This is a genomic window from Streptomyces sp. NPDC008001 (assembly GCF_042958085.1).
Classification (GTDB): domain Bacteria; phylum Actinomycetota; class Actinomycetes; order Streptomycetales; family Streptomycetaceae; genus Streptomyces.
This window is the reverse complement of sequence record NZ_JBIBIZ010000012.1, coordinates 87,919-99,680: the sequence shown is the minus strand read 5'-3', so window position 1 is coordinate 99,680 and position 11,762 is coordinate 87,919. Positions and strand designations below refer to the sequence as shown.

The 11,762-nt window shown below is 71.4% G+C and carries 6 protein-coding genes; 4 read left to right on the top strand and 2 right to left on the bottom strand.

Annotated elements, in window-relative coordinates:
- The first annotated feature begins 124 nt into the window (after positions 1-124).
- The 3 genes from ACFZCD_RS30440 (at position 125) to ACFZCD_RS30430 (ending at position 8,160) form a co-directional block, all read left to right on the top strand.
- Positions 125-532 carry a hypothetical protein gene (locus tag ACFZCD_RS30440; RefSeq protein WP_391836280.1) on the top strand — a complete coding sequence of 136 codons (408 nt, stop codon included), beginning with the start codon at positions 125-127 and terminating at the stop codon, positions 530-532.
- A 227-nt stretch (positions 533-759) separates the two neighbouring features.
- A complete protein-coding gene (locus ACFZCD_RS30435) occupies positions 760-7,041 on the top strand; it encodes an acyltransferase domain-containing protein (RefSeq protein WP_391836279.1) in 6,282 nt (2,093 codons plus the stop codon).
- A 39-nt stretch (positions 7,042-7,080) separates the two neighbouring features.
- Entirely contained in the window at positions 7,081-8,160 is a 1,080-nt protein-coding gene (locus ACFZCD_RS30430) for a zinc-binding dehydrogenase (protein WP_391836278.1), read from the top strand.
- 54 nt (positions 8,161-8,214) lie between these two features.
- Here the strand turns inward: ACFZCD_RS30430 and ACFZCD_RS30425 are convergent, their stop codons facing one another.
- Entirely contained in the window at positions 8,215-9,138 is a 924-nt protein-coding gene (locus tag ACFZCD_RS30425) for a BTAD domain-containing putative transcriptional regulator (protein WP_391836277.1), read from the bottom strand.
- 224 nt (positions 9,139-9,362) lie between these two features.
- On the opposite strand from ACFZCD_RS30425, the gene ACFZCD_RS30420 reads away from it, so the two are divergent.
- Positions 9,363-10,274, top strand: coding sequence for a helix-turn-helix domain-containing protein (locus ACFZCD_RS30420; protein WP_391836276.1), 912 nt, complete (start codon positions 9,363-9,365; stop codon positions 10,272-10,274).
- A gap of 112 nt (positions 10,275-10,386) precedes the next feature.
- Here ACFZCD_RS30420 and ACFZCD_RS30415 read toward each other — a convergent pair whose 3' ends face one another.
- Positions 10,387-11,592: an MFS transporter gene (locus ACFZCD_RS30415; RefSeq protein ID WP_391836275.1), complete on the bottom strand. Its 1,206-nt coding sequence runs from the start codon at positions 11,590-11,592 to the stop codon at positions 10,387-10,389.
- Positions 11,593-11,762 lie beyond the last annotated feature (170 nt).

Here is an 11,762-nt window from a genome sequence, read left to right as displayed (position 1 = left end):
GTGCCGAAGCGTCGATAACGCTACGAACCTGCGCGTTTGGAAGATCTTGGAAATTTCCATGTTGCTTTTCTCCGTTCACCTTTACCGTATACATAAAGCCGGTCTTTGACGAGAGGGGTGTGACGTGTCCGATGAAGTGGTAGGGGTGATCGAAAACACGGTCAACGCGACCCGGGTGACGGATGTGGAAAGCGACATGGTGCGGTTGGAGTATTCGGCCACGGGTGGGGGAGAGGTGAACGGTCACCAGGTGGCCGATATCGCGACCCACACCTCGGTGCGTCTGGCCGACGGGACGGAGACAGCGACCGTGAGGATCGTGGTGCACGCGGTGCAGGGCGGTGACCTGCTGGTCCTGACGGGTAGTGCGTCAGGAGCCGTGCATGGCGACTCGGTGCGCTTCGAGGGCGTTGTGCATGCGCGCAGCACTGCCGAGAAATTCCGCGACCTGAACGGGAAGCCGTTGCTGGCCCGGGCAGAAATGACCGGCAGGGGAACAGTGAAACACGTGTGGCGGTATTTCCCCGAGTAGCGGAAGACCGCTTTCGTCAGCCTGTTCTCACCGTCAGGTGGCGCCTTGTGTGCTGTTGGGCGACGAATGTCGGTAGGAGTGTCGTGCAGGCGGCGAGCGAGCGATGCCGTTCCAGCGCGGCCTGTCGTCCGGAATCTGCGGGTTGAGTTCCTGTTGAAGCCCGAGGAGCTCGCAGGTTCCTTCCGCGGGCTTGCGTAAAGGGACAGTGCGCGCCACCCGGGGGAATGATGACCGAATACTGTGACGGCTCCTTCGGCACACCCGTCGAGCCGGTTGCTGTGGTGGGGGCGTCGTGTCGTCTGCCGGGTGGTGTCGACTCGCTGGGCGCGTTGTGGCGTCTGCTGGAGGAGGGGCGCGAGACGGTCGGTCCGGTACCCGAGGACCGGTGGGACGCTCAGGCGCTGGAGCGGGTTCTGCCGGAGCAGGTGGCGGAGTTGACGCGGGTCGGCGGGTGGCTCGCGGGGGACATCGGCGGGTTCGATCCGCAGGCGTTCGGGATGTCGGGGCGGGAGGCGGACTGGCTGGATCCGCAGCACCGGCTGCTGCTGATGGTCGCGTGGGAGGCGCTGGAGCACGCCGGGATCCCGCTGCAGGCGCTGCGGGGCTCGCGTACGGGTGTGTTCGCGGGGATGTATTCGATGGACAACCTGCTGCGGGGGCACCGGCGTCCGCAGGAGGCGGATGCGTACTGGTTCTCCGGTGCCGTGCACGGGGTGGGGGCAGGACGGTTGTCGTACCTGCTGGATCTGCACGGCCCGAGCCTGGCGGTCGACACTGCATGCTCCTCTTCTCTGGTGGCCGTGCACTTGGCGTGCCAGGCCCTGCGGGCCGGTGAGTGTCCCCTTGCGGTGGCGGGCGGTGTCTCGGCCGCGTTGGGGCCGGAAGTCAGTGCGGCCTCGGCCCGGTGGCGGATGTACTCGCCCACCGGCCGGTGCCGGGCCTTCGACGAGGCGGCCGACGGCTATCTGCGGGCCGAGGGGTGCGGTGTGGTGGTCCTCAAGCTGCTGGCCGCCGCCCGGCGCGACGGGGATCGGGTCCTGGCGCTGCTGCGGGGATCCGCCGTCAATCAGGACGGCCACTCCGACCAGTTGACCGTGCCCTCCTCCCGGGCACAGGCCGCGGTGTTCACCGAGGCGCTGGGTCGCGCCGGAGTGGAGGCCGGGCGGGTGGGGATGGTGGAGGCGCACGGTACGGGAACACCGGTGGGTGATCCGCGGGAGTTCGCCGCGCTGAAGGAGGTCTACGGAACTGGGTCGGGGCGGTGTGCGATCGGGTCGGTGAAGACGAACATCGGCCACACCGAGCCCGCCTCCGGTGTGGTGGGACTGTTGAAGGCCGTCGTGTGCCTGCAACGGGGCCGGGTTCCGGCCAGCTTGCACTTCACCCGGTGGCACCCGGAGATCGATGCCGGCGGGTGCCGGCTGTTCGTGCCCACGCGGGCCACCGAGTGGCCGGTGCCGGGCCGGCCTCGGCTGGCGGCGGTCTCCTCCTACGGCGTCGGCGGCACCAACGCGCACGTCATCGTCGAGGAAGCCCCTGCCGTACCACCACAGCGGTCACCGGAGCCCAAGCACAAGTCCCGGGCCACGGCCGGGACATTCCTGATCAGCGCCGCTTCACCGGGAGCCTTGCGCAAGTCCGCAGCGAAGCTGGCGGACTGGCTCGAGGGGGACGGGGCGGGGGAACCGCTGCCGGATGCGGCCTACACGCTGGCGGTGCGGCGCTCGCACCAGGCACACCGGGCCGCTGTGTTGGCCGGCGACCGCAGTGAGCTGGCCGAGAGCCTTCGCCGGCTGGCGGCCGGCCGGCCGGCGGCCACCGTGACCACCGGCCGGACCGGCCCGGCACAGGACGGGGCGGTGTTCGTCTACTCCGGTCACGGCTCGCAATGGGCCCGCATGGGCCAGGGGCTGATCGGCCGGGATGCGGCGTTCACCACCGCCTTTGATGAGCTGGAGCCGCTGGTGCAGGCGGAAAGCGGCTTCTCGCTGCGCGAGGTCCTGGCCTCCGGCACGGTGGTGAGCGGGGTGGAGCGGGTCCAGCCGACACTGTTCGCCCTGCAGGTGGCGCTGACGGCCATGTGGCGTGCCCGCGGGGTGGTACCGGCAGCTGTCATCGGGCACTCGATGGGCGAGGTCGCTGCTGCGGTGGCCTGCGGGGCGCTTGCCCTGCCCGACGGGGTGAAGGTGATCTGCCGCCGCTCCCGGCTGCTCACCCGGGTCCGCGGCGGGGCGATGGCGGTGGTCCGGCTGCCGGCCGATGAGGTGTCCAGGGTGCTGGCGGACGGCAGCTGCGACCGGGTCGAGGTGGCGGTCGTCGCCTCCCCGAGCAGTACGGCGATCTCCGGGGACGCGGGCCAGATCGAACGGCTTCTGCACCAGTGGGAAGAGGAAGGAGTGGTGGAGGCCGCCCGGGTGGCGGTGGAGGTGGCCTCCCACTCCGCGCAGATGGACCCCATCCTCGCCCCCTTGCGCGACCGGCTCGCTGACGTGCGGCCACGGCCCCCGTCCATCCCCTTCTACAGCACCGTCACCGAAGACCCCCGCGAGCCGGTCAGGCTGGACGCCGGGTACTGGGCGGACAACCAGCGCCGGCCGGTGCGGTTCGCCTCAGCCGTCCGGGCCGCGCAGGCCGCGGGCCACCGCCTGTTCGTCGAAGTCAACGCCCATCCGCTGCTGGCCGGTGCGATGAGCGAAACACTGGCCGCCCACGGTGCCGGCGAGTCGGTGGTCGTGCCCACCCTGCGGCGGGAGGGGGACGAAGAGCAGGACTTCGCCGCTCACGTGGCCGCGGTGCACTGCGCCGGCTACCCGGTCCCCTGGAACACGCACCTCAGGGGCCGGCTGGTGGACGCCCCCGGCACCTGCTGGGAGGAGCAGCACCACTGGATCGAACCGTCGGAACTGAGCCGTGGCCTGACCGCCGCCCACGGCGGCTTCCCGGACACACACCCGCTGCTGGGCGTACACGTCCTCGACCCGGCCGAGCCCGGGCGGCATCTGTGGCAGGCCACCGTCGACCCGCAGCAGGAGCGCTGGCTGAAAGACCATCACGCGGCCGGAGAACCGGCGATGGCCGGGGCCGCCTGGTGCGAAATGGCCCTGACCGCCGCCGCCCACACCTTCACCCAACCGGTACAGCAGGTGTGCGTACGAGAGGTGACGTTCGACGCCTTCCTCCCCCTCGGCGAAGAGCCGCTGCACCTGGCCTCCTCCGCGCAAGGGGGCGGCGGTACGGCCACATGGAGGGTGACGGCGCGAGCCGGTGACGCCTTCGAACCCTACGCCGGTGCCACCCTCGCCCACGCCACCGACGACACACCACCCGCCCGCGTACCGGTAGAACGACTTCGGCGCGCCTGCTCCGTCCAGCTGGACATCGCACCGGTACGAGAGCGCTGGGCTGCCACCTGCTCCGTGGTCTATGGCCCGGCCTTCCGCACCGTACAGAGCCTGCACCTGTCACCGGATACCGGGCGGCCCGAAGCACTGGCCCGCCTGCACATCCCTGACGCGGCCCGCCCGTACACCGATCGCTTCGCCTGGCACCCCGTACTGCTGGACGGGTGTCTGCAAACCCTTCTGGCCCTGTGGACCAGCCGCGTCGACCTGCCGCAGGGCACCGCCTACCCCCAGAGCATCGGCGAGTTGCAGGTACACGGAGACACAGTCACAGGCGTGTACTGCCACGTCCGCATCGACGAACTCGGAGACCACACCGTCACCGGCTCGCTGCGACTGCTGACCACCGCCGGAGACGTGGTCGGCCGCGCCGAGAACATCCGCTTCGCCCACACCCCCGAGCATCCCGGCACCGGTCGCCTGCAGCGCTACCTCATCCAGCACCGCTGGCAGCCCCGCCCGCTGACCGCCCCTCGCAACCGACAACCCGCCACCTGGCTGTTGATCACCGAAAACGAGGATCTCCACCCCTGGCACCGCGAGCTCGAAACCGTCCTCAACCGGCCCCCGGTCACCTGCAACCGACTCACCCTGCCCCTGGACGACGAAGCCGGCCAGGCCCGCCGGAGCCTCGACCAAGCCCTGCGCCACAGCACCGAGCCACCCACCCATGCCGTCGTACTCCTGGAACCGGACAACGGCGACGGCATCGCTGCCGTGCAGCGGGCCCGCCGGCGCACGGCCCGCCTCATCACCGTCGTGCAGGCTCTGGCCGACTGCCGCCCGCCCGCCCGCCTGCACATCCTCAGCCACCACGGCCAGGCCACCGGCCCGCAGGACACCGTCGCACTGGGCCACGCCGGGCTGCGGGGAGCACTGCGCACCCTCCTGTACGAGCACCCTGAACTACACCTGGCCCTCTGCGACACCGACACCCGCACCCCTGCCCAAGCCGTCGCCGCCCAGCTGCTCGCCGACGACACCGAGGACGAGGTGGCCTGGCGCAACGGCCTGCGCTACGTCGCCCGCCTGGCGCCCGCCCCACTGAGCCCGGCCGAACGCCGCACCACCGCCTGCCGGCTCGACCAGCACCCGGTACGCGCCGAACCCGACGGCACCACCGTCACCTTCACCGCCGCCGAACCACTCCCCGAGCCGGCCCGGCACCAGGTGAGGATCGCCGTACACACCACCTGCCGCCCCCAAGCCGGCCCCGGCACGCCACCGCCGGCCACCTGCGCCGGAACCGTGACGGCAACAGGGTCCAGGACGACCCTGGCCGTCGGGCAGCAGGTGGTCGTCCTCCTTGCCGAAGCGGACCTGGTCAGCCATCTGACCGTCGAAGACCGCTGGTGCGTACCGGTGCCCGCCCACCTCGACGCCGCGCCCCTGGCCGGCTCACTGCTGCCCTACCTCACCGCCCACTACGGCCTGCACCACGTGGCCCGCGTCCGCCCCGGCGACCGCGTCCTGATCCTCGGCTCCCAGCCCCTGGCCACGGCCCTCCGGCACACGGCCACCGCTGCCGGGGCCCAAGTGCACACCAGCACCGCGGCCACCGACCGCAGCGGCCTGTGGGACATCATCATCGACACCACCCCCGATCCCGATCCGCGCCCCCACCGCCTCCTGGCACCGGCCGGCCAGCTTCTGACCAGCGTCCCCCACCCGGCCGGAGCCGGTGCGCAGGGCACCGCAGCACGCGCCATGAACATCGCGGCAATGCTCAAGGCGACCCCCGGTGCCGTTGCATGCCTGCTCCGCAACGTCACCGAGGCTCTCGACCGGGAGACACTGCCGCTGCTGCCCGTCACCCAGCTGCCCCTCGAGCACACGACCCGCCAAGCCCCCTCCGGCGAACTCGCGGCCTACCGGTGGCCCACCGGCACGGTCACGGCCTCCCTGCCGCCGGACCGCGTCCCCCTCGTCCGCCCCGACGGCGCCTACGTGATCACCGGCGGGCTCGGCGGCCTGGGCATGGTGCTGGCCCGCTGGCTCACCGGCAAAGGCGCGGGCACCATCGTTCTCAACAGCCGCACCCCACCCGGCCGGCACACCCAGACCCTCCTGAGCGAACTGCGGCACACCGGCACCCGGATCGAAGTGATCTGCGCCGACCTGGCCGAGCCCGGCACCGCCGAACATCTGCTGCGCACCGCCGAACACCACGGCCACACCCCGCGCGGGGTCATCCACGCCGCGGCCGTGGTCGACGACGCCACCGCCACCGCGCTCACCGAGGATCTGCTGGAGCGGGTCTGGCGCCCCAAGGCACAAGGAGCATGGCTGCTGCACCAGGCCAGCACATCCTTCGACCTGGACTGGTGGGTGGGCTTCTCCTCCTTCGTCCCCCTCCTCGGCTCTCCCGGCCAGACCGCGTACGCCTCCGCCTCCGCCTGGCTGGACGCCCTCATCACCCACCGCGCCGCCGCCGACCTGCCCGCCACCGGCATCAACTGGGGCGCCTGGGCCGAGACCGGCATCGGCGCCCGCACCCTGGGCGACCGCGGCTTCGCCACCATCCCCCTCGACGACGCCCTGGCCGGGCTCGAACTCCTGCTCACCCATGCCCGCACCCACACCGGCTTCGTCACCCTCGACCTCGCCGGCTGGCTCGAGCCCTACCCGGCCGTTGCCGCCTCCCCCTACCTCAGCCCCCTCCTGCCCGCCGCCGCATCCACCAGCCAGGCCGACGACCCCACCGGCCGGGACGCGCGACTCCAAGCACTGCTGCAGGCCCCATCCGGCCGACGCCACCAGCTGCTGCAGGACTTCCTTGCCGATCAGGCCGCCGCCCTTCTGGGCTGCTCACCCCACCGCGTCGAGGCACAGATCCCGCTGCCCGCCCTGGGCATGGACTCCCTCATCACCGTCCGGCTCCGCAACCGCCTCCAGCAGTCCCTGAGCATCCCGCTGCCCCGTACCGTCCTGCACAGCGGGGCGACCATCACCGCGCTGGCCGACTACCTCGACAAACATCTGCCCCAGCCTGCCCGCACCAGCGTGGAACCCACCCCCGCCCCGCGGCCACACGGCACACCCCACACCACCGCCGAGACACCCCCACCACGCGGGCACACCACTCACGGACAACGCCCGACACCCTGACCAGCCCCAACACAGGGACAACCCGCCCCCCGATCGGACTTGCCGGACCACACCGCCGTCTGGGTCCTCGACCGCCGCCCAGGCAGCCTCCTGGGCGACGAACACGTCCGGCTGGAACAACACCGGCTGCCGCCCCTGGCCGAAGGACAGGTGCCGATCCGCAACACCTACATGTCCGTGCACTCCTCCATGCTCGGCCGCATGCTGCCCACCCCCACCGCCCAGTACTGCGGCGTCCGCGGCCCCCTCAACCCCACTTCCCCCTACACTCCCTACGACGTCGGGGCAGCAATGACCGGCCCCGCCATCGGCACGGTCCTCGCCTCCCGCGCCGAGGGCATGAGCCCCGGCGACCTGGTCCGCCACGACCTGGCCTGGCGTACCTACGCTGTCGCCGACGCCACCGCTGTGGAAAAGCTCCCCGACACCGGGCTGGACCCCACCGTCCACCTCGGCCCGCTGGGCCTGAACGGCCTGACCGTATACGGTGCCCTCAAAGGGAGCGAGGCGATCACCAACGGCGACACCGTGTTCATCTCCGCCGCAGCTGGCGCGGTCGGCGCCATCGCCGGCCAGATCGCCCGCCTCCAAGGCGCCGGCCGCGTCATCGGCAGCACCAGCACCCAGGCCAAGACCCGCCTGCTCACCGACACCCTCGGCTTCGACACCGCCATCAACTACCGGCACGGCAGCCTCGCCGACCAGCTCGAAGCCGCCGCACCCGACGGCATCAACGTCTACTTCGACAACGTCGGCGGCGACCACCTCGCCGCCGCCCTCAACGCCCTCACACCCCACGGGCGCATCCTCCTGTGCGGCATGCACTCCCAATACACCCAGGACCACATCCACTGGCCCGACAACTTCCCCCTCGTCATCGGCAAAGCCCTCCGCCTCACCGGCGTGAAGGTCTTCGACTACGCCACACGCTTTCCGGAGTTCACCACCGACATGACCACCTGGCTCACCACCGGAGCCCTGACCTGCACCACCACCATCACCCACGGCATCGACAACGCCTACCAGGCACTGCAGAGCCTGAGCACCGGCCGGAACACCGGCCAAGCCCTCGTCTCCTTCCTCCCTTCCACGCCGGCCCCGCCCGACGGCGCCGCGTAGGGCACTGCCGTCCTCGCCGGGCAGGGCATTGCCGTCCTGCTGAGGGAAGGCCTGTCATCCCCCCACGTCAAAGGGCAGCACACCTCGCGGCGTTCCGATGCGCCGGACCGGGAGGAGTGGGGCTGCCGGATTCGCTTCGCGCTCCTGCAGGCCTACCGGAAAGCCTGTACCGGCGGCCGTCGCGACCACAGCGCCCAGGCCGAGGTCCGGTTCCTGACGGAGAATCCGCTGATGGATGCTGACCAGCGAGGGTGAGGGTTCCACCCCGTACGCGCCGACCAGGACGGACCGCGCGTCCTGGAACGCGCCCAGCGCCTCGGCCTGTCGGCCGGACCGGTACAAAGCGATCATCAGTTGGCCGCGGAGCTGTTCCCGCATCGGGTGGGCGCGAACCAGTCCCTCCAACTCGCCGACGAGTGGCCCGTGCTGCCCAGCGGCCAGCGCCGCCTCGATGCGGTCCTCCACCACGGTGAGCCTGAGCCCTTCCAGCCGCACCGCCTCGCAACCGACCACGGACAGGCCCTCGAACTCCGCCAGGGCAGAGCCGCGCCACAGTGCCAGGGCCGCAGTGAGCAACTCGTGAGCCGGCCCGGGGCGCCTCTCGGCCAGGGCCTGGTGTCCCTGGGCGGCGAGCCGCTCGAACCGGACCGCGTCGACCGCCTCCGGGTCCGTCGCCAGCTGGTACCCCGGCGGGCGGGTGACCAGCACCTCCCCACAGCCACCGCGCGGCGGACCTGCCATCGCCCGGCGCAACCGCGAGACGTAGGTGCGCACGGTCCGGTGCGCGTCACCCGGCGCCCGCTCCCCCCACAGCTCGTCGACCAGCGCCGCCACGCTCACCGTCCTCCCCACATCCACCAGGAGCCGGGCCAGCACGCCCCGCACCTGCGGTCCGCCCAGCGGCATCGCCCTGCCGTCCCCGACCGCTTCCAAGGGACCCAGTAACCTGAACTCGAATCCGCCCTGCTGGGTCACCACCGGCGATCCCCCCTCCCCGTCGACGATTCGCCCTCAACTCCCGTTGCCCGTACGGACACAGGCGTTCGATCCGCACCCTCCACGGTGTACGATCCCGCGCGTGCGGGTGTTGCAAGGGCTGCGCGGTTCACTTGCCCGTTGTGCAGGAGCCGGCCTGTGGACCCGCCACGTCGGGGTTGGGGGCACTGATGGTCCAGCACGGATCAGCGCGACAGACAGCGCGGGTGGACAGCTTCACCGACTGGCGCGAGCTCATCTGCGAGGCGTTCCTGTCGCTGACCCCGGAGTCGGACCGGCGCGACGGATTCACCGGCGCAGTTACCCAGTGGCAGTTCGCCGGCCTGAGCCTGGCCAGGATCGACTCCCAACGCCAGCGGGTCAGCCGCACCGACCGGGACATCGACCGCGCCCCGCACCGTGGCTACTATGCCAACCTCCAGCTGCAGGGGGTCAGCGGGATGACACAACAGGGCCGTTCCACCGTGCTACGACCCGGTGACCTGGCGGTGGTCGACACCGCGGAACCGTTCACCTTCGACTTCCCCGAGGCGTTCGTACAGCTCTCGCTGTACCTGCCCGGCCCGCTGCTGGAGAGCCAGCTCGGGCAGGGCGTGCCGACCGCGACCCGGGTGGACACCGGTGCCAGAGTGGGTGCCGCGGTCCGGCACGCGCTGGGCGCGTTGAGCCGCGGCGACCTCGCCCCGCAGACTGCGGCGCGACTGGCCACCCACACCTGCGGACTGATCGCCGTGGCCCTGGAGCAGCCACTCGCCGCCGGCATCCCGGCGGTGCGAGGCGACCGGCTGCACCGGGCCGCGTTGGACGACATCGACGAGCACCTCACCGACGACAACCTCTGCGCGCCGGCCACCGCCCACCGCCTGGGGGTTTCGGCGCGGCTGCTCTACGCGGTCTTCGCCGGGCGGCAGCGCAGCTATGCCACCGAGGTGCGGCACCGCCGCCTGGAGCACGCCTGGCGTGAGCTGCAAGACCCGGCACGGTCATACCTGCGCGTCATCGACGTGGCGGTGTCAGCGGGGTTCGCCGACGTCACCAGCTTCCACCGGGCGTTCCGGCGCGAGTACGGGTGTACCCCGCTGCAGGTGCGGGAGGCGGCAACGGGTCCGGCCTGGTAGCCCAGGACCAGGCCGCCGCCCCGCCCGCCAACCGGAACTGCCGTCCCACAAAGTCCACCAGCCGGGCCAGGTTACCCATCGCGCCTGGGAGGGTGATCAAGCCGGCGTGCCATCAGGTCTGGTGCCGCAACGAAGCCGTCAGGACGACGGCACCGATGATGATCACGGCGCCGAACACGAGGAAAGCGATCGCCTGCCCGAACCGGTCGGTCACGAGGCCGCCGGCCAGCGGACCGATCGGCTGGGACGCCATGGAGATCAAGTTCGTGGCGGAGCTTACCCGGCCTGTGAGCTCCTCGGGGGTGAGCTGGAGCAGCTCGGTGCTGAACGCGACATTGCCCACTGCCGTGACGCACAGGACCACGGCCAGCAAAGCGCCGATCAGCAGCGGTGCGGTGACCGCCGCGAGCAGTGGCACGATGACGCCCGCCGTCCAGCAGCAGAGGGTCACCGCGGACCGGGTGTGCTCGAACGCGCGAAGCCGTGGCGCGAGCAGAGCACCGACGAGCGAGCCGACGGCGGCCAGCGCGACAATCCCTCCGCTGGAACGTCCGCTGGGGTCCGTCCGGGCACCCGTGGTGAGCGCCACCAGCATGACTCCGCCGAACGCGGCGTTGAGCCCACCGCCGAACACGACCAAGACTGTTCGCACGTAGCGCTGGCGCCACACGAACCGCAGTCCGGCCACCATGTGCCGAGGAGTGAGCGGGCGTTCCGTCCGGCCGGGTGCCGACCGTGCCCGAATCGCCAGCAGGCACCAGAACGACACGAGCAGACCGCCGGCCATGGCGGCGAACGGCACCGCCGGTGAAACCCCGAACAGCAGACCGCCCAGCAGCGGGCCGGCGACCGCGGCTCCGGCCTCCCGTGCCTGCAACCGGGACAGGGCGGGGCCGACCTGGCCGGCGGGGACGACCGCCCGCAGCAGCGCGTTGGCCGCCGGGAGATACACCAGGCCCTGGACCGAAACCACCGCGACGGCCGACAGCATCAGCCATAGCATCGGATTCCCGGCCAGAACCGACATGGCCAGCGTGACGGACACCGCCACCCCGGCGAGCTCACAGCCGAGCATCAGCCGTCGGCGCTCGACGGCATCCGCGACCGCGCCGGCCGGGATGACCGCGGCGACCAGGGTGATGCCGGCGACCGAACCGACCAGCCCGGCCTCGGCCGGGGAGCCCGTTTCCCGAAGGACCAGCAGCGGCAAGGCGAGTGTCCACATCCGGGAACCGAGGTTCGCCAGCAGCCCGCCGAACCACAGCAACCGGAAATCACGGTTCTTCCGCAGCGGAAGGCCGGTCGTCGTGCCGTCCACGCCGATGCCTCCTCGACCGCGGCAGGGCGACGCGGTTTGCCGACTGCACCCGGCAGTGGCAAACCGCGCCGTTCCCACGCACCTCAGAACCGGAAGTTGGTCTTGCTAGGGGACTCGAAGCTGAAGCAGCTCCGGCTGTCGACCGCGTCGGCCACAGCAAGGTTCTGCAA